Origin of the sequence: Pseudorhodoferax aquiterrae, assembly GCF_014652235.1 — a bacterium.
Classification (GTDB): Bacteria; Pseudomonadota; Gammaproteobacteria; order Burkholderiales; family Burkholderiaceae_C; genus Pseudorhodoferax; species Pseudorhodoferax aquiterrae.
In genome coordinates this window covers 61,539-78,173 of the sequence record NZ_BMYK01000020.1, presented here as the reverse complement: position 1 = coordinate 78,173, position 16,635 = coordinate 61,539, and the positions used below count along the sequence as shown (strand labels likewise).

The 16,635-nt window shown below is 71.1% G+C and carries 18 protein-coding genes; 10 read left to right on the top strand and 8 right to left on the bottom strand.

Going from position 1 to position 16,635, the window contains the following annotated elements:
• Positions 1 to 44: 44 nt before the first annotated feature.
• On the bottom strand, positions 45 to 278 hold the full coding sequence (locus IE209_RS24140; RefSeq protein ID WP_189689436.1) for a DUF2789 domain-containing protein: 234 nt from the start codon (positions 276 to 278) through the stop codon (positions 45 to 47).
• A gap of 85 nt (positions 279 to 363) precedes the next feature.
• Positions 364 to 840: a nuclear transport factor 2 family protein gene (locus IE209_RS24135; RefSeq protein ID WP_189689435.1), complete on the bottom strand. Its 477-nt coding sequence runs from the start codon at positions 838 to 840 to the stop codon at positions 364 to 366.
• Positions 841 to 916: 76 nt separating this feature from the next.
• Here IE209_RS24135 and IE209_RS24130 point away from each other — a divergent pair, with 76 nt between their 5' ends.
• Positions 917 to 1,456, top strand: a complete 540-nt coding sequence (locus IE209_RS24130) for a TetR/AcrR family transcriptional regulator (protein ID WP_189689434.1) — start codon at positions 917 to 919, stop codon at positions 1,454 to 1,456.
• Positions 1,457 to 1,471: 15 nt separating this feature from the next.
• On the opposite strand, the gene kdsA is transcribed toward IE209_RS24130, so the two are convergent.
• The 3 genes from kdsA to IE209_RS24115 all read right to left on the bottom strand — a co-directional run bounded on the left by kdsA (position 1,472) and on the right by IE209_RS24115 (position 4,605).
• Positions 1,472 to 2,314, bottom strand: a complete 843-nt coding sequence (gene kdsA, locus IE209_RS24125; RefSeq protein ID WP_189689433.1) for a 3-deoxy-8-phosphooctulonate synthase — start codon at positions 2,312 to 2,314, stop codon at positions 1,472 to 1,474.
• Positions 2,315 to 2,398: 84 nt separating this feature from the next.
• Entirely contained in the window at positions 2,399 to 3,409 is a 1,011-nt protein-coding gene (locus IE209_RS24120; protein WP_189689432.1) for a TRAP transporter substrate-binding protein, read from the bottom strand.
• A gap of 35 nt (positions 3,410 to 3,444) precedes the next feature.
• On the bottom strand, positions 3,445 to 4,605 hold the full coding sequence (locus IE209_RS24115) for a mandelate racemase/muconate lactonizing enzyme family protein (protein WP_189689431.1): 1,161 nt from the start codon (positions 4,603 to 4,605) through the stop codon (positions 3,445 to 3,447).
• Positions 4,606 to 4,695: 90 nt separating this feature from the next.
• Here IE209_RS24115 and IE209_RS24110 point away from each other — a divergent pair, with 90 nt between their 5' ends.
• The 4 genes from IE209_RS24110 (at position 4,696) to IE209_RS24095 (ending at position 7,285) form a co-directional block, all read left to right on the top strand.
• Positions 4,696 to 5,586 carry a LysR substrate-binding domain-containing protein gene (locus IE209_RS24110; RefSeq protein ID WP_189689430.1) on the top strand — a complete coding sequence of 297 codons (891 nt, stop codon included), beginning with the start codon at positions 4,696 to 4,698 and terminating at the stop codon, positions 5,584 to 5,586.
• A gap of 113 nt (positions 5,587 to 5,699) precedes the next feature.
• Positions 5,700 to 6,176: a GNAT family N-acetyltransferase gene (locus IE209_RS24105; RefSeq protein ID WP_189689429.1), complete on the top strand. Its 477-nt coding sequence runs from the start codon at positions 5,700 to 5,702 to the stop codon at positions 6,174 to 6,176.
• A complete protein-coding gene (locus tag IE209_RS24100) occupies positions 6,173 to 6,808 on the top strand; it encodes an FMN-dependent NADH-azoreductase (RefSeq protein WP_189689428.1) in 636 nt (211 codons plus the stop codon). The genes IE209_RS24105 and IE209_RS24100 overlap by 4 nt, the downstream gene beginning before the upstream one ends.
• Positions 6,809 to 6,814: 6 nt before the next feature.
• Positions 6,815 to 7,285: a carboxymuconolactone decarboxylase family protein gene (locus tag IE209_RS24095; protein WP_189689427.1), complete on the top strand. Its 471-nt coding sequence runs from the start codon at positions 6,815 to 6,817 to the stop codon at positions 7,283 to 7,285.
• On the opposite strand, the gene IE209_RS24090 is transcribed toward IE209_RS24095, so the two are convergent.
• From IE209_RS24090 to IE209_RS24080, 3 genes are read right to left on the bottom strand one after another with little or no spacing between them, the layout of a single operon-like run.
• On the bottom strand, positions 7,258 to 7,866 hold the full coding sequence (locus IE209_RS24090) for a glutathione S-transferase (RefSeq protein WP_189689426.1): 609 nt from the start codon (positions 7,864 to 7,866) through the stop codon (positions 7,258 to 7,260). The genes IE209_RS24095 and IE209_RS24090 overlap by 28 nt on opposite strands.
• A 9-nt stretch (positions 7,867 to 7,875) precedes the next feature.
• A complete protein-coding gene (pdxR, locus tag IE209_RS24085; protein WP_189689425.1) occupies positions 7,876 to 9,282 on the bottom strand; it encodes a MocR-like pyridoxine biosynthesis transcription factor PdxR in 1,407 nt (468 codons plus the stop codon).
• Positions 9,283 to 10,107 carry a creatininase family protein gene (locus IE209_RS24080; RefSeq protein WP_189689424.1) on the bottom strand — a complete coding sequence of 275 codons (825 nt, stop codon included), beginning with the start codon at positions 10,105 to 10,107 and terminating at the stop codon, positions 9,283 to 9,285. It abuts the gene before it with no gap.
• A gap of 96 nt (positions 10,108 to 10,203) precedes the next feature.
• Between IE209_RS24080 and IE209_RS24075 the strand changes: the two genes are divergently transcribed.
• The 5 genes from IE209_RS24075 (at position 10,204) to IE209_RS24055 (ending at position 16,616) form a co-directional block, all read left to right on the top strand.
• Positions 10,204 to 11,457 (top strand): YbfB/YjiJ family MFS transporter, encoded by a 1,254-nt coding sequence (locus IE209_RS24075; protein WP_189689423.1) that lies wholly within the window; start codon positions 10,204 to 10,206, stop codon positions 11,455 to 11,457.
• Positions 11,454 to 11,936: a hypothetical protein gene (locus IE209_RS24070; protein ID WP_189689422.1), complete on the top strand. Its 483-nt coding sequence runs from the start codon at positions 11,454 to 11,456 to the stop codon at positions 11,934 to 11,936. Before IE209_RS24075 ends, IE209_RS24070 begins: the two co-directional genes overlap by 4 nt.
• Positions 11,933 to 14,236 (top strand): ATP-dependent DNA helicase, encoded by a 2,304-nt coding sequence (locus IE209_RS24065; RefSeq protein ID WP_189689421.1) that lies wholly within the window; start codon positions 11,933 to 11,935, stop codon positions 14,234 to 14,236. Before IE209_RS24070 ends, IE209_RS24065 begins: the two co-directional genes overlap by 4 nt.
• 129 nt (positions 14,237 to 14,365) lie before the next feature.
• A complete protein-coding gene (locus IE209_RS24060) occupies positions 14,366 to 15,568 on the top strand; it encodes a low temperature requirement protein A (RefSeq protein ID WP_189689420.1) in 1,203 nt (400 codons plus the stop codon).
• 205 nt (positions 15,569 to 15,773) lie between these two features.
• Positions 15,774 to 16,616: a THxN family PEP-CTERM protein gene (locus IE209_RS24055; protein ID WP_189689419.1), complete on the top strand. Its 843-nt coding sequence runs from the start codon at positions 15,774 to 15,776 to the stop codon at positions 16,614 to 16,616.
• Positions 16,617 to 16,635: the final 19 nt, after the last annotated feature.

Genomic DNA, 16,635 nt, shown 5'->3' with positions numbered 1-16,635 from the left:
GGACCTGGTGCATGCAACCGCTGTGCCAGCGGTTGCTGCCTGGCTCAGGGACGCAGCGCCAGGTTGAGCTGGTCCACCACCTCGGCCCACTCGGCATCGCGCTGCCATTGCTCGCGCAGGAACTGGGCCTGCGCTGGCGTCCAGAACGGCGCGTCGGGCAAGGCAATCGTCTCGGGCACCGGGCGGTGGCGTGCGATGAATTCCTGCACGGCGGCCTCGTCGCTGGGAAGGCCCAACTGGGCGAAGAGATCGTGCATGGTGGGGGTCGACAGGTCCATTGTTGTTCCTTCACGAAAGGTGCGAGCCGATGGTGGGCGCGGGGCGCGCCCGGCACTGTAGGAAGGCGGAGCGACCCGAAGCCGGTCAGAGGCCGAGATCGGACAGGCCTGGATGGTCGTCCGGCCGCCGGCCCAGCGGCCAGTGGAATTTGCGCTCGGACGCCAGGATCGGCATGTCGTTGATGCTGGCGAAGCGGCGCGCCATGAGGCCGTCGGCATCGAACTCCCAATTCTCGTTGCCGTAGCTGCGGAACCAGTGGCCGCTGTCGTCGTGCCATTCGTAGGCAAAGCGCACAGCGATGCGATTGCCCGCGAAGGCCCACAACTCCTTGATGAGCCGGTAGTCCAGCTCGCGCGCCCACTTGCGCTGCAGCAGCGCACGGGCCTGGTCACGCCCGACCGGGAACTCGGCCCGGTTGCGCCACACGGTATCGGGCGTGTAGGCCAGCACCACGCGGTCGGGGTCGCGCGAGTTCCAGCCATCCTCGGCCAGGCGCACCTTCTGCGCAGCGGATTCGGCGGTGAAAGGGGGCAACGGCGGGCGTTGTTCGGCAGCGGTCATGGGCTCTCCTTGAAGTAGACAAGTTCGTCTACCTCCATGCTAATGCAGATAGACAGACCTGTCTACAATGCCCGGCATGGAGACGACCACCCCCTCGGCGCGCGAGCGCATCCTGGCCACCGCGCACGACCTGTTCTACCGCGACGGCATCCGCGCCACGGGCGTGGACAAGCTGATCGCCGAGAGCGGCGTGGCCAAGCTGACCTTCTACCGCCACTTCGCGTCCAAGGACGACCTGGTGCGTGCTTTCCTGGAGCACCGCCACGAACGCTGGATGGCCTGGTTCGTCGACGCGCTGGGCCGGCGCGGTGCGGGCGAAGGCCAGGGCCTGCAGCCGCTGTTCGACGCACTGGAGGAATGGTTCCGCGACCCGGCCTTCCGGGGCTGCGCCTTCATCAACAGCGTGGTAGAGGTGGGCGCGAGCCTGCAGGGTGCGGCCGACACGGCGCGGCGCCACAAGCAGGAGATGGAGCAGGTGATCAGCGAACTGCTGCCGCCCGGGCCGCAGCGCACGGCGCGGGCGCAGGCGGTCGGCGTGGCAGTGGATGGCGCGATCGTGCGGGCGCAGATGGGCGATGTGGACGGCGCCCTGAGCGCGTTGCGCGGGCTGCTGTGAGCCCGCGCCGGCGCCTCAGTCGATCTGCAGCGGCGCGAACGACTTGACGAGATCGTCGATGGCCTTGACCTGGGCCAGGAAGGGTTCGAGCTTGTCCAGCGGCAGAGCGCTCGGGCCGTCGCACTTGGCCTGGTCGGGGTTGGGGTGGGCCTCGAGGAACAGGCCGGCCAGGCCCACGGCCATGCCGGCGCGCGCGAGGTCCACCACCTGCGTGCGGCGCCCGCCCGAAGCGGCGCCGGACGGGTCGCGCTGCTGCAGCGCATGGGTCACGTCGAAGATCAGCGGCAGGCCGCCCGTGACCTTCTTCATCACGCCGAAGCCCAGCATGTCCACCACCAGGTTGTCGTAGCCGAAGCAGGTGCCGCGGTCGCACAGGATGATGCGATCGTTGCCGGCCTCCTTGAACTTCTCGACGATGTTGAGCATCTGCGGCGGGCTCAGGAACTGCGGCTTCTTGATGTTGACCACGCGGCCCGTCTTGGCCAGCGCCACCACCAGGTCGGTCTGGCGCGCCAGGAAGGCCGGCAGCTGCAGCACGTCGACCACCTCGGCCACGGGCTGGGCCTGCCAGGGCTCGTGCACGTCGGTGATGACGGGCACGCCGAACTGCGCCTTGACGGCCTCGAAGATCTTCATGCCCTCCTCCAGGCCCGGGCCGCGGTAGGAGTGGATGGACGAGCGGTTGGCCTTGTCGAAGCTGGCCTTGAACACGTAGGGGATGCCCAGCTTGGTCGTGACGCGCACGTACTCCTCGCAGGTGCGCAGGGCCAGGTCGCGGGACTCGAGCACGTTGATGCCGCCGAACAGCACGAAGGGGCGGTCGTTGCCGGCGGAGATGGTGGGGGTGATGGGGATCATGCGGGTCTTCGGAGAAGTCGATGACCGGATTGTGGCCGGGAAGCCGGCGGCGACACGCGCGCCCCGGGCATTCGGCCCCTGCCCTCACCGCTTGCCGCGCACCTTGTCGATCTCGGCCTGCATCTCGGCCGCCAGCGCCTCGCCGCCCTCCTTCACGTACTTGGCGTGCACGGCGGCGACCTTCTCGCGCATGCGTGCGACCTCGGCCGGCGCCACGGTGTTGACCTGCAGCCCCTTGGCCTTGAGGCTGTCGGCGGCCTTCTCGTTGGCCTCGCGCGAGACCTTGCGCTCGTAGGCCCCGGCCTCGGACGCCGCGTCCATGAGGATCTGGCGGTCGGCCGGCGCGAGCTTGTCCCACTTCATCTTGCTGAACACCACGACCAGCGGGTTGTAGGCATGGTTGGTGGCCGAGGCGAACTTCTGCACCTCCTGCAGCTTGAGCGCCTCGACCGCGGCAAAGGGGTTTTCCTGGCCGTCCATGGCGCGCGTCTCCAGCGCACCGTAAAGCTCCGGGATGGGCATGGGCACGGCGTTGGCGCCCAGCGCGCCGAAGGTGTCGATGAAGATGGTGCTCTGCGGCACGCGCAGCTTGAGGCCGGCGAAGTCCTCGGCCTTGGCGATCGGACGCCGGCTGTTGGTCACGATGCGAAAGCCGTGGTCCCAGTACGCCAGGCCGATCAGGCCCTTGTCGGGCAGCAGATCCAGCAGGCGCTTGCCGACCGGGCCGTCGAGCACGGCATCGGCCTCGGCGTAGCTGTTGAACAGGAAGGGCAGGTCCAGCAGCACGTATTCCTTGACCATGCCGGTCAGCAGGCTGGGGATCACCACCGTCATGTCGATGGTGCCGCCGCGCAGCGACGAGAGCACGGCCACGTCGCCGCCCAGCGTGGCGCTGCCGAAGGTCTTGACCTCGATGCGCTTGCCGCTCTTTTGCTGCACCAGTTCGGCGAAGCGGCGGATGCCCAGGCCGTGCGGATGGTCGGGCGCCTGCACGTAGGCCACGCGCAGCGACACCGGCTCCTGGGCCAGTGCGGGCGCCGCGGCCCAGCCGAACAGCACGGTGGCGGCCAACGCCAGGAAGGTTCTGCTCTTCATGGTGGATGTCTCCTCGTTCTTTGGAATCGATGCAATCAGAGGGTCACGGACCATTGGTCGACCAGGTGTTCGCGGAACTGCTGCGGATCGACCTCGATGCCCAGGCCCGGCCCGTCGGGGATGGCGATGCGGCCGTCGGACCGCACGCCCACGGTGCCGCACATGTCACGGAACGGGTTGTACGAGGGGTCGAACTCGAACATCGGATAGCGCAGGCCTGGGCCGCGCAATTCCGGCAGGCCCGCGATGAACTGCAGCGACGCGTAGAAGTTGATGGCCGTGCCCCAGACATGCGGCACCACCGGCACGCCGTACGCGTCGGCCAGCGCCGCGATCTTCAGGCCTTCGGTGAAGCCGCCACACAGCGCCAGGTCGGGTTGCACCACGTCCAGCGCGCCCTGCGCGAGGAAGTCGCGGAACGGCGTCACGCCGAGCAGCGCCTCGCCGCCGGCCAGTGCCATCGGCAGGGCCTTGGACAGCTGCACGTAGCCCGGCAGGTTGTCGTGGCGGATGGGCTCTTCGAGCCAGACCAGATCGCTCGGCGCGAAGTGCTGCGCGAACACCAGCGCGGAGCGCACCGTGGCGCCTTCGTTGAGGTCGGCCATGAGTGGGAAGGCATCGCCCACGCGCCGGCGCAGGCGGGTCAGCAGGGCGCCCTCGGCGCGCGCGTCCAGGCCCAGGCGCAGCTTCATCGCCTTGAAGCCGTCGCGCAGGTAGCCGTCGATGTCGCGCTCGAAGTCGCGGTAGGGGTCGCCGCCCGGCTTGAGGAAGGGGCCGCTCACGTAGGCCGGCACCTCGTGCCGCACGGCGCCGCCCAGCAGCCGTGCGACCGGCATGCCGGCGCGCCGGGCCGCGAGGTCCCAGGCCGCGATGTCGATGGCGCTCATGGCCATGGTGGTCACGCCGCGCCGGTCGTAGGTCAGGGTCTGGGCCATGGCGTTCCACAGCACGCGTGGCGCGCCATCGGCTTGGGCCAGCACGGCCTGGGCCAGCCCGCCGCGAATGGCGGCGGCGGCCGCGCCCGGCATGGACCAGGTTTCGCCCCAGCCGACCTGGCCGTCGGCGTCCGTCAGGCACAGCAGCAGCGTGACACGGCGGTCGAAGAAGCGCATCGCGTTGCCGATGGGCTCGGGCAGCGTGCAGACGATTTCGAAGCCGTCGATGCGGGCGATGCGTGCGCCTTGTGGTGTCTGCATGGCGGCGGATTGTGGAAAGGCGCCGGCCATCCTGTCCAATACCGATGCTTCGCTGGTCCATAGACGGACTGCATACCCGAGGGTTTACCCATGAGCCTCACGCTCAGACACATCGAAGTCATCCGCGCGGTGCTGCAGGAGGGCTCGGTCACCGGCGCCGCGCGCCTGCTGGCGGTGTCGCAGCCGGCGCTGAGCCGCACGCTGAAGAACGCCGAAGGCCGCATCGGCATGCTGTTGTTCGAGCGGCGCGGCGGCCGCATGTCGCCGACGCCGGAGGCCTTGACGCTGCAGCGCGACATCGAGCGCGTGTACCGCGAGATCGAGGCGGTCGAGCGCACCTCCGGCGACCTGCGCAACCTGCGCGGCGGCCGCCTGTCCGTGGCCTGCAATCCGTCCGTGGCCTCCACCCTGGTCGCCACGGTGCTGGGCCAGACCAGCGCGCTCGCGCCCGACGCGCGCGTGTCGATCCAGACGGCGCTGAACTACGAGGTGGTGGAGCTGGTGCGCACGCGCAGTGCCGACATCGGCTACGCCTGGGACGTGCCGCGCCAAAGCGAGGTGGTGGCCACCGAGATCGGACGCTCGCGCCTGGTGTGCCTGCTGCCGCGCGGCCATGCGCTGGCGGCGCGCAAGTCGGTGTCGGCCAAGGACCTGCACGGCGTGCCGCTGATTTCGTTCAGCTCCACCTTGCCGATCGGCTTCGAGACCGAGAGCGCCTTCGCCGAGGCCGGTGCCACGCGCCGCATCGGCATCGAGGTGGGCCAGACCTTCGTGGCCGCCGCGTTGGTGCGCGCCGGCGCCGGCATCGCCGTCGTGGACCAGCTGTCGGTGCGCGCGGTGGCGGACGACCTGGAGGTGCGGCCGCTGCTGCCCCGGCGCGCCGTGCGGTTGTACGCGATCACGCGGCCCGAGCGGCCGTCGCTGCTGGCCCGCCAGTTCGCAGAGCGCATCGCGCAGATGGCGCGGGACACCGTGCGCTGAGCACGCCGGCGTGCAGCCGGCGCGGCGATCATGGTCCACTGCGATCGCCCATTCTTGGGTCTGGTGGCCACACCGCCGCGTTCCTACAGTTCCTCCATCCCCAAGGAACGAACATGGACACCGCAACAGACACCCCCCTGCCGCCCGGCACGGCCCTGCGCCACGCCGATGACGCCGCCGCGCTGCGCGCCTGCTGGCCCGTGGCCCGGCAGCTGCGCCCGCAGCTGGCTGGCATCGACGATTTCCTGGAGCGCGTGCAGCGCATGCGCCAGCACAGCTACCGCGTGCTGGCGGCCTGGCACGGCGAGCGCGTGCTGGCACTGGCCGGCTACCGGCTGCAGGAGAACCTGGTCTACGGCCGCTTCCTGTACATCGACGACCTCGTCAGCAGCGAGGAGGTGCGCGGCCAGGGCTGGGGCGCGCGGCTGATCGCGGCCACACGCGCTCTGGCCGCACAGGCCGGCTGCGCCCATGTCGTGCTGGACACCGCCATCGCCAACACCGCTGCGCAGCGCTTCTACGCGGCCCAGGGCCTGGCCAACAAGGCCACGCGCTTCAGCTGCGCAGTGCCGGCGGAGGTGGCCGCATGAAGCTCCTGCACATCAGCTGCAGCCCGCGCGCGCAGGGCTCGCACAGCGCGCGGCTGGCGCAAGCCATCGTCGAGCGGCTCTGCGTGTTGCATCCGGCCACGCAGGTGCAACTGCGCGACCTGGCCGCCGAGCCGCTGCCGCATGTGGACGGCGCCTACGCCGATGCGCTGGCCGGCAGGCCGCCGGTGGGTGCCGCAGCCGGTGCGCTGGCGCGCTCGGATGCCTTGATCGCCGAGCTGGAGCAGGCCGACGCCATCGTGCTCGGCACGCCCATGCACAACTTCACCGTGCCCTCGGTGCTCAAGTCCTGGATCGACCATGTGCTGCGCATCCACCGCACGTTTGCGCCCACGCCCGAGGGCCACAAGCGCGGGCTGCTGCGCAACCGGCCGGTTTACATCGCGGTTGCCTCGGGCGGGATGTTCCTGGGCGAGCGCGCGCGCCAGCCGGATTTCCTGACGCCCTATCTGCGCGCCGTGCTCAACACCATGGGCCTGCACGACCTGCACTTCTTCGTGCTGCAGGCCACGGTGCGCGGGCCCGACGCGCTGGCCGCGGCCTGGGACGACGCACTGCGCCAGGTTGCGCGGCTGGCAGCGCCGCAGCCCGCTCCCCTCGAACTCCAGCACTGAAGAACGATGACGCAACGACTCCTGCTCAACGAGGCGGCGCCGAACGCCGCCAAGGGTCTGTACGCCACCAGCGCCTACCTCGCGCAGTGCAGCCTGCCCAAGCTGCTGGTGGACCTGGTCTATCTGCGCGTGTCGCAGATCAACGGCTGCGCCTACTGCATCGACCTGCATTCGCGCGACCTGCTCGCGCTGGGCATGGCCCTGGACAAGCTGCTGCTGGTGCCGGTCTGGCGCGAGGCACTGCCCTTGTTCGACACGCGCGAGCGTGCCGCGCTGCAATGGGCCGAGAGCCTCACGGCGGTGGCGCAGACCCAGGCGCCCGACGCCGACTATGCAGCCGTGGCCGCCGTGTTCGGCGAACGCGAGATCGGAGAACTCACGCTGGCCGTGAGCCTCATGAACGCCTTCAACCGCATCGGCGTGGGGCTGCGCATGGTGCCGCAGGCGGCTCAGGCCGTCGGCGCGGTCAGCGCGTAGGCCGGCACGCGGGCCGCGAAGTCCTGCAGCCAGGCCACGAGTGCCGGGTGTTCGGTGCGCCAGGCGCCCGCGAAGCGCAGGTCCAGGTAGCCCAGCGCGCAGGCCTGGGCGATCTCGCCGATGTGCGGCACGCCCGTGCCGGGCACGGCGTGGTGCGTGGCCAGGTGGGCCAGCGCGCGCTCCATCTTGCCGCGCTGGTGCGCGAGCCATTGCTCGCCGCGCAACTCGGGTGGGCGGTAGCGGCCCTCGTAGACCTGCAGGATGCAGGCGTCGAGCAGGCCGTCGGCCAGCGCCTGGTGGCGCAGCACGGCCAGGCGGCCCGGCCCGGGCGGCACCAGCACGGGCGTGGCGGCGGCCTCGTTGAGGTATTCCACGATCACGCGCGAGTCGTACAGCGGTTCGCCGTCGTCCAGCAGCAGCGTGGGGATCTTGCCGAGCGGGTTCTGCTGGCGCAGCGCATCGTTGGCGTCGTTGGTGTCGGCGGCCTCGATACGGATGCGGTCGCTCAGGCCGGCGACGGCGGCGGCGATGCGGACCTTGCGGCCGAAGGGCGAGGCGGGGGATGTGCGCAGGATGGGCATGGGCCGATGTTAGAGGTCGGCGTCGATCAGCGTCTGCAGCCGGGCCCAGTGCGCCGCAGCCTCTTCCGCGCGCAGATTGGTCACGCCCAGCAGCAGGCCGTTGTGCTCGGGGCCGGGCCGCGCGTACCAGGGCGACAGCGGCGCGGGCGACAGGCCCAGGGCCTGGGCCGCGCGCACGAGCGCCACGTCGGCGCGCCCGGGCGGCAGCCGGAGCAGCACGGCCAGCCCGGCCGCGCGGTGGGTGATGCCGGCCGCGCGCAGGCAGGCCAGCAGAGCATCGCGCCGCTGCAGGTACAGGCGCTTCATGCGCCGCAGGTGGCGCAGGTGGTGGCCACCGCGCAGCAGTTCGGCCACGGCCTGCTGCACGAGCGGCGTCGGCGCGCTGCCGTGCAGGGCGGCGGCGGCGTCGAAACAGGCGACCTGGTCCGCCGGCACCACCAGGAAACCCAGGCGCAGCGCCGGGCTGATGGTCTTGCTGAAGGTGCCCACGTGCAGCACGCGCGCCGCGGCGTCACCGGCACCGAGCGCGGGCGCGGTCCGGCCTTGCAGCTGCAGTTCGCCGAGGTAGTCGTCTTCGAGCACCCAGGCCTGCTGGCGTGCGGCCCAGTCAAGCAGCGCGCTGCGCCGCGCCGGGGCCAGCGCCACGCCCAGCGGCGCCTGCTGACCCGGCGTGACCACGGCCAGCGCCGCCTGCGGCGCCAGCGCCTGGCCGGCCGCCACGTCCAGGCCCTGCGCGTCCACCGGAACGGCCACGGTGGCCAGGCCGAGCGTGGCCAGCAGCTTGCGCGTGAGCGGGTAGCCGGGCTCCTCGGTCCAGGCCTGGCCCGCCAGGCCCAAGGCATGCACGGCAAGCGCGACGGAGGCGGCGTGCCCGCCCGTCACGTAGACCTGGGCGGGGCTGCAGGCCAGGCCACGCGCCACGGCGAGCATGGCGGCGATCTGCGTGCGCAATGCGGGCTCGCCGCGCGGATCGGGGTAGCTTGGCGCGGCACCGGCGGCCGTGCGCGCGGCGCGCACGAACAGGCGCGACCAGAGCTTGACCGGGATGCCGTCCTGCGCCGGCACGCCCATCTGGAACACGCCATTGCCGCGCACGAGCCCGGGCAGCGGGCCCGGCGCAGCCGTGGCCGGTAGGTCGCCCTGCGGCCGCACGGGCACGCGCCGCGCCACGCGCGTGCCGGCCGCGCCCATCGCCTGGACCAGGCCGGCATCGATCAGCGTCTCGTAGGCCGCACGCACCGTGCCGCGCGCCACGCCCAGTTGGGAGGCCAGGTCGCGCCACGACGGCAGCCGTGCGCCCGGAGCCAGCCGACCCTGTTCGATCGCGCTGCGCAGGCCAGCGGCGATCTGCTCGGTCAGCGCGGTGGGCGCTGCGCGGTCGAGCGCCAGCGCGAGCGGCGCCTTCGGGTCGGCCACTCAGTCGGACAGCCGCGGCGCGTCGACCAGCGTGGTGAGCGGCAGGCGGGACAGTTCGCCGAGCAGCGCCGCGAGTTGGCGGCCGGCAGCCTCCACGAGCGCGCGGCCCTTCTCGGCCGTGGCGTTGGCGGCATCGCCCGCTGCGCCCTCGGCGTTGTAGTCCTGCATCTGCCAGCCGAGCTTGGCGGTCTTGCCGTTGCCCAGAATGGGGTAGGCCGCGGCGCGGTCTTGCGACGTGGAGCGGAAATGGCGCGCCTGCGCCATGTCCACGCGCGCTGGGTCCAGCGCCAGCATCATCGAGGTCTCGATGTCGCCGCCGTGGATGCCGAAGCGGTGCTCCTCGGCGCCGAACAGGCCCTCCACGTCGGGGCCCAGCGGCAGCGTGTACCAGCTGGCGTGGTAGCACAACAGCTCGCAGCGCGTGCGCAGGTCGCGCGCCACGATGTCCATGATGGACACCTGGCCGCCGTGGCTGTTGAACAGCAGCAGCTTGCGCAGGCCGGCGCGCGCGACGGACTCGCCGATCTCGGTCCACAGCCGGATCGTGGTCTCGGCCGACAGCGACAGCGTGCCCGGAAAGCGCTGGTGCTCGCTGCTGCGGCCGATGGCCTGCGTGGGCAGGAACAGCACGGGCAGCGTCTCGGGCAGGTGCGGCAGCGCGGCTGCGATGACGCCGTCGACCAGCGCCGTGTCCACGCGCACGGGCAGGTGCGGGCCGTGCTGCTCGGTGGCGGCCACGGGCAGCACGGCCACGGTCGCTGCGGGGTCCAGCCGCGCGAAGTCGCGCGTGCCGAGGTCGGACCAGAATCGCGAGGGTAGGCTCATGGCGGGATCTTAGAGGGTGTTCCGCGCCCAAGCCCCCAGGCCGGCGCCGCCGGGGGCCGGGCGCTAACATGCCGGCCGCCCCTGCCCTATTGCCCTATGTCCTCGATTCCCTCCGACGCCGCGGCCCCGGCTGCGTACGGCCCATGGGCCATCGCCGCGGCCGGTGCCGTCGGCCTGGCCACCGCCATGGGCATCGGCCGCTTCGCCTTCACGCCGCTGATGCCCATGATGTTGCACGACGGCGTGATCGATCTGGACGGTGCGAGCTGGCTGGCCAGCGCCAACTACCTGGGCTACCTGCTCGGCGCCGTGCTGTGCACGCTGCAGCCGTGGCTTTGGCGCCGGCTCGGCAACCCGCCGCCGCCCGATCCCGCGCGCATGGTGCAGGCAGGGCTCGTCGCCACCGTGCTGCTAACGCTGGCCATGGCCCTGCCGTGGCCCGCGCTGTGGCCGGCGCTGCGCTTCGCGGCCGGCGTCGCCAGTGCCCTCGTGTTCGTCTACATCTCGGGCTGGTGCCTGGCGCAGCTGGCGCGGCGCGGTCGCGGCGCATTGGGCGGCATGATCTATGTCGGGCCGGGCACGGGCATCGTGCTGAGCGGGCTGATCGCTGGCGCCGTGGTGGCCGGCGACGGCAGCGCACGGCTGGGCTGGCTGGTATTCGGCGCCCTGGCCGCCGCGCTGGCGTTGGCCGTGCGGCCGGTGCTGCGCCATGGGGAACTGCCGGCACCGCCGGTGGCCGCGGCAGCCGGTGCGCCCGCCGCGCAACGCACGGCCTCGCGCGGCGAGATGGCGCTGCTGGCCGCAGGCTACGGCTGCGCCGGCTTCGGCTACATCATCACCGCCACCTTCCTGCCCGTGATCGCCCGCGCGGCGCTGCCGGCCTCGGTCTGGCTGGACCTGTTCTGGCCGATCTTCGGCGTCGGCGTGATCCTCGGCGCCATGGCCACCACGCGTGTGGCTCTGAGCGGCGACTTGCGGCGCATGCTGGCGCTGTGCCACGGCGTGCAGGCCGTGGGCGTGGCCATGAGCCTGGTCAGCCCCACCCTGCCGGGTTTCGTGCTGGGCAGCCTGTTGCTGGGCCTGCCGTTCACGGCCATCACCTACTTCGCGATGCAGGAGGTGCGCCGCCTGCGCCCCGCCAGCGCGGCCAGCACGATGGGGCTGTTGACGGCGCTGTACGGCATCGGCCAGGTGCTGGGACCGCCGCTGGTGGCGCTGCTGATCGGCTGGTCGGGCTCGCCGGCACGCGGTTTCACGCTGGCGCTGATGGTGGCGGCCGGCACGCTGCTGCTGGGCGCCGCGCTGTACCTGCTCGGTGCGCGGCGCTATCCCAGGGAGGGCACGCAATGACGCGCCGGGACCGGACGCTCGCTGCTGTCGTGCTCGCCGGACTGGCGCTGGGCGCGGGCGCGATGCCGCTGGACGATGCGCTGAAGTCGCCGGCCTGCCTGGCCGCACGCGAGCGGCTCGACGCCATCATGGCCGAGCCCAAGCCCGACATCGTGCTGTTGCGTGCGGCACGCCAGCGCGCTGCACGCGCCTGTTTCCGCGCCGAGGCCGATGCCCCACCGCCCTCGCGCGCCGAACGCCCCGTGGTCGTCCCGCCACCCGCAGCGGTGCCCGCCCTGCCGACGCCGCCCGCGGCGCCCACCACCGCGGCGCCCACCACCGCGGCGCCAGCGCCGCCGCAGCCACCGCAGGCGGCGCGCTGCGACGCGGGCGGCTGCTGGGACAGCCAGGGCCAGCGGCTGAACCGCGCAGGCGGCCAGCTGGTCCATCCGCAGGGTCGACTGTGCACCCAACAGGGCACGGTGCTGAACTGCCCTTGAGCAGCGCGCCCGCGGCGCCGGCACCGTACACGGTGGCTGTGCGGGCGCTGTGCGAGTTCACGGCCAAGGCCGGCGATCTCGACCTGCGCTTCACGCCGGCGCCCACCGCATTGGAAGGCATTGCGGGCCATGCGCTGGTGACCGGACGGCGCGCAGCGGACTACGAAGCCGAGGTTCGGCTGCAGGGCGCTCACGGTGCGCTGCAGGTGCGCGGCCGCGCCGATGGGTTCGACGCCGCCCGGCAACGGCTCGAAGAGATCAAGACCCACCGCGGCGACCTGGCGCGCCAGCCGGCTGCGCAACGTGCCTTGCACTGGGCCCAGCTGAAGATCTACGGCGCCCTGCTGTGCGCCGAACGCGGCCTGCCCGCGCTGACCTTGGCGCTGGTGTACTTCGACATCGCGAGCCAGCGCGAGACGGTGTTCGAAGAGCGGCACGAAGCGGCTGCGCTGCAGGGCTTTTTCGCGCAGCAGTGCCAACGCTTCCTGGCCTGGGCAGCACAGGAACAGGCCCACCGCGCCGCGCGCGATGCGGCCCTGGCCGCGTTGGCGTTTCCGCACCCGGCGTTCCGCCCCGGCCAGCGCGAGCTGGCCGAGGCCGTGTACCGCGCCGCTGCGCGCGGCCGCCCCCTGCTGGCGCAGGCGCCCACGGGCATCGGCAAGACCGTGGGCACGCTGTTCCCGCTGCTCAAGGCCTGTCCGGGCAAGCGCATCGACAAGCTGTTCTACCTGGCCGCCAAGACCCCGGGCCGTCAGCTGGCGCTGGATGCCCTGGCGCGCATCGCGCCGCCCGGCCAGCCGTTGCGCGTGCTGGAACTGACGGCGCGCGAGAAGAGCTGCGAGCACCCCGACAAGGCCTGCCACGGCGAGTCCTGCCCGCTGGCGCGTGGCTTCTACGACCGGCTGCCGGCAGCCCGCAGTGCGGCCGTGGCCGCAGGGCCGCTGGCCCGGGCGACGCTGCGCGAGGTGGCGCTGGCGCACCAGGTCTGCCCCTACTACCTGGGCCAGGAGCTGGCGCGTTGGGCCGACGTGGTGGTCGGCGACTACAACTACTGGTTCGATGGCAGCGCGATGCTGTACGCGCTGGCCTTGCAGAACGAATGGCGCGTGGGCGTTCTGGTGGACGAGGCGCACAACCTGGTCGACCGCGGCCGCGCGATGTATTCGGCCGGCATGCAACGCGGCACCGTGCGTGCGCTGGCGCGCGAGGCGCCCGCTGCGTTGCGGCGCCCGCTCGAACGGCTGGACCGGCAATGGCGCGCGCTGCTGGCCGAGGACGAGCGCCCGTACAGCACGCGCGAGGCGCCACCGGCCGCCTGGGCCACCGCACTGCAGAACGCCGCCACCGCGCTGGGCGACTATTTAGCCAATGCCGCGCCGGGCGCGTCGCATCCGCTCGACGGCGCGCTGCAGTCGTTCTGGTTCGAGGCTCTGCAGCTGCTGCGGCTGGTGCAGAGCTTCGGCCCGCATTCCATGGTCGACGTGGCGCGCCTGCCGGCCGGGAGAGGCACGGGGCGCAACGATGCCGAACTGCACATCCGCAACCTGATCCCGGCCGAGTTCCTGGCACCTCGGCTGGCTGCCGCCTGGAGCAGCACGCTGTTCTCGGCGACGCTGGCGCCGCCCGACTTCTACCGCAACACGCTGGGACTGCCGGGCGACGCGCCCTTCGTCGACATCGCATCGCCCTATGCCGCCGAGCAGTTGCGCGTGCGCGTGGCCGACGGCATTTCCACCCGCTTTGCCGACCGGCAGGCGTCGGCCGCGCCCATCGCGGCGCTGATGGCGCAGCAGTACCTGGCACAGCCCGGCAACTACCTGGCGTTCTTCAGCAGCTACGACTACCTGGACCTGGTGGCCAATGCCTTCGCGCAGGCGCACCCGGCCATCCCGCACTGGCGCCAGACCCGGCGCATGGACGAGGCCGAGCGCCAGGCCTTCCTCGGCCGCTTCGCGCCCGGAGGTGCCGGCATCGGCTTCGCGGTGCTGGGCGGCAGCTTCGGCGAGGGCATCGATCTGCCGGGCGACCGGCTGATCGGTGCCTTCGTCGCGACGCTGGGCCTGCCGCAGGTCAACCCCGTCAACGAGGAGATGCGTCGGCGCATGCAGGAGGCCTTCGGCGCGGGCTACGACTACGCCTACCTGTACCCCGGACTGCGCAAGGTGGTGCAGGCGGCGGGCCGCGTGATCCGGTCGCGCGAGGACCGGGGCGTGATCGTGCTCATCGATGCGCGCTTCACGCGCCGCGCCGTGCGGGCGCTGCTGCCTGCATGGTGGCCGCTGACGCACACCGCTGCGTGAGCCCTCCGCCTTCGACGGCGCCGAACTGTCGACAAACGCGATGCCGGAGCAACAATCGCACTAGACTGAATACACGCCTTCCGGTGCGCACCCACCGGTTCCATACCAACACACGACAAGGACGGCGACATGCACTCTTCCCATGCGACACCGAGCCACCCCGGCGCCAGACACCACCCGCTGTTGCGCCATCGCGACGGACACCATGCCCGCGTGACCTTCGAGGAGCTCTTCTTCGACCTGGTCTACGTCTTTGCGGTCACGCAACTCAGCCACCAGTTGCTGCACCATCTGACGGTCGGCGGGGTCGTCGAGGTGCTGATCCTCTGGTTCGCGGTGTGGTTGGGATGGCAGTACACCTGCTGGGTGACCAACTGGTTCGATCCCGAGACGCCGCAGATCCGCGGCCTGATCTTCGCCAACATGCTGCTGGGCCTGGTGATGGCCTCGAGCATCCCGCAGGCCTTCGGTGAACGAGGGATGGTCTTCGCGCTGTCCTATGTGGCCATCCAGGTCGGTCGTACCGCCTTCATCGCCTTCCAGCTGCCGTCCGGCCACGCGCTGGCTGCGAACTACCGGCGCATGCTGGTCTGGCTGCTGGTCTCGGCAGCGTTCTGGATCGCCGGCGCGCTGGCCGAGCACGGGACGCGCGCCGCGCTCTGGTCCATCGCCGTGGTGTGCGAATACGGCGCGCCGATGGTGGGCTTCGCCGTGCCGGGCATGGGCCGCTCGAACACCAGGGACTGGACCATCGAAGGCGGCCACCTGGCGGAGCGCTGCCAGCTGTTCGTGATCGTCGCGCTGGGCGAAACCCTGCTGGCGACGGGCGCGACCCTGTCCGATGTGGAGCACTGGTCCTCCGAGGTGCTGCAGGCGCTGGTGGCCACCTTCCTCGGCACGCTGGCCATGTGGTGGCTGTACTTCGGCACCTCGAGCAAGGACGCCAGCGAAGCCATCGTGCGCTCCGCCGACCCCGGCCGGATCGGGGCCTACTTCCACTATGTCCACGCGATCCTGGTGGCCGGCATCATCGCCACAGCCGTCGGCAACGACCTGGTGCTGGCCCATCCGCATGCCCTGCCGAGCGCAGCGCAGGTCGCCGTTTTGCTGCTTGGGCCGGCGATCTACCTGCTGGGCAGCGCGGTCTACAAGTCGGTGGTGTATGGCGGCGTGGCTGTCTCGCACATCGCCGGCGCCGCCATGCTGCTGGCGCTCGTGCCCATCGGCCTGGCCGGCAACATGCTGCTCATGGGGTGGCTGACCACGGCCGTGGTGCTGGTGGTCAGCGTGTGGGAGACGCAGCTCCTGCGCCGGCGCCGCCGCGCGGCATGACCTTCGGGGACGGGACCGCACGGGCTCTCACAAGAAACTCGCGACACGTCGAAAATCTTGACACCGCCTTGCTGAAAGCACACCAAAAAGTCGCATAAGCATTTGTTTTCTCTCAAAAATTGGCGGAAGGCATGCTAGTTGCTGAATATCTCACACCAACCTCGTTGGGCCGCTTCCCACCAACTCATCGCCTGAAGGAACCGTCATGAACCTGACCCGCTTCAAACTTGCCCACCTCGGCCTCGCTGCCGCCACCGCTTTCGCGGCCTCCTCTGCTTCGGCAGGCGTGCTGATCACCGACTGGACCTACACGGTGAAGAGCGCGTTCGTCACCGACAGCGCGACCTGGGCCGGCTCCGGCACCGGCGGCGCCAATCCCGCCACGCCGAACCCGAACACCAACTACACGACCAGCGACACCCTGCTGACCTGGGGCCGCATCGGTGGCAGCCTGGGCGCTGGCACCCGCAGCGGCCTGCAGATCAACCCCGCCGAAACCAACGGGAATGTGCAGACCAACGGTGCCTTGGTCGATGCCAACACCTACATCCACTACAACAACAGCAACCTGGGCTCCAACAGCGTCACGCTGCAGACGGTCCAGATCCAGGCAACCCTGGAGCTGTTCTCGGCCTCCCTCAACAAGTACTTCGAAGCGACCTACTTCGTCAACTTCAAGGAAGTGCCGAACACCAACGTCGGCTGCCCGAGCGGTCCCGAAGTCAACCCCTGCAGCGACATCTTCGTGATCGACGGCTCGCTGGGCGAAGCCTTCAGCTACGACGGCTACGACTACACCTTCGCCTTCGGCATCAAGGATCCGCAGCTGCTCCTGGCGGCATCCCCGGAACAGTGCGTGTACGCTGGCGCCCCTGACACCTGCTTCGGCGTCTCGACGCCCGAAAATGCGACCACCCCCGTGACGTTCCAGTTCGGTCTGGTCGCAACGCCCGCGGAAGTGCCCGAGCCGGCCTCCATCGCTCTGCTGGGCGCTGGCCTGTTGGGCCTGGCCGGCATCCGTCGCCGCCAGCAAAAGAACAAGGCCTGATTCTTCAGCCCTGCTCTCG

What these genes read in the sequence shown, in the direction of transcription:
- IE209_RS24095 (WP_189689427.1), top strand. Translation starts at nt 6,815, where the DNA reads ATGACGCAACGACTCCTGCTCAACGAGGCGGCGCCGAACGCCGCCAAG.
- IE209_RS24060 (WP_189689420.1), top strand. Translation starts at nt 14,366, where the DNA reads ATGCACTCTTCCCATGCGACACCGAGCCACCCCGGCGCCAGACACCAC.
- IE209_RS24110 (WP_189689430.1), top strand. Translation starts at nt 4,696, where the DNA reads ATGAGCCTCACGCTCAGACACATCGAAGTCATCCGCGCGGTGCTGCAG.
- IE209_RS24075 (WP_189689423.1), top strand. Translation starts at nt 10,204, where the DNA reads ATGTCCTCGATTCCCTCCGACGCCGCGGCCCCGGCTGCGTACGGCCCA.
- IE209_RS24105 (WP_189689429.1), top strand. Translation starts at nt 5,700, where the DNA reads ATGGACACCGCAACAGACACCCCCCTGCCGCCCGGCACGGCCCTGCGC.
- IE209_RS24090 (WP_189689426.1), bottom strand. Translation starts at nt 7,866, where the DNA reads ATGCCCATCCTGCGCACATCCCCCGCCTCGCCCTTCGGCCGCAAGGTC.
- IE209_RS24070 (WP_189689422.1), top strand. Translation starts at nt 11,454, where the DNA reads ATGACGCGCCGGGACCGGACGCTCGCTGCTGTCGTGCTCGCCGGACTG.
- IE209_RS24120 (WP_189689432.1), bottom strand. Translation starts at nt 3,409, where the DNA reads ATGAAGAGCAGAACCTTCCTGGCGTTGGCCGCCACCGTGCTGTTCGGC.
- IE209_RS24055 (WP_189689419.1), top strand. Translation starts at nt 15,774, where the DNA reads ATGAACCTGACCCGCTTCAAACTTGCCCACCTCGGCCTCGCTGCCGCC.
- IE209_RS24115 (WP_189689431.1), bottom strand. Translation starts at nt 4,605, where the DNA reads ATGCAGACACCACAAGGCGCACGCATCGCCCGCATCGACGGCTTCGAA.
- IE209_RS24130 (WP_189689434.1), top strand. Translation starts at nt 917, where the DNA reads ATGGAGACGACCACCCCCTCGGCGCGCGAGCGCATCCTGGCCACCGCG.
- IE209_RS24140 (WP_189689436.1), bottom strand. Translation starts at nt 278, where the DNA reads ATGGACCTGTCGACCCCCACCATGCACGATCTCTTCGCCCAGTTGGGC.
- IE209_RS24135 (WP_189689435.1), bottom strand. Translation starts at nt 840, where the DNA reads ATGACCGCTGCCGAACAACGCCCGCCGTTGCCCCCTTTCACCGCCGAA.
- IE209_RS24100 (WP_189689428.1), top strand. Translation starts at nt 6,173, where the DNA reads ATGAAGCTCCTGCACATCAGCTGCAGCCCGCGCGCGCAGGGCTCGCAC.
- IE209_RS24080 (WP_189689424.1), bottom strand. Translation starts at nt 10,107, where the DNA reads ATGAGCCTACCCTCGCGATTCTGGTCCGACCTCGGCACGCGCGACTTC.
- kdsA (WP_189689433.1), bottom strand. Translation starts at nt 2,314, where the DNA reads ATGATCCCCATCACCCCCACCATCTCCGCCGGCAACGACCGCCCCTTC.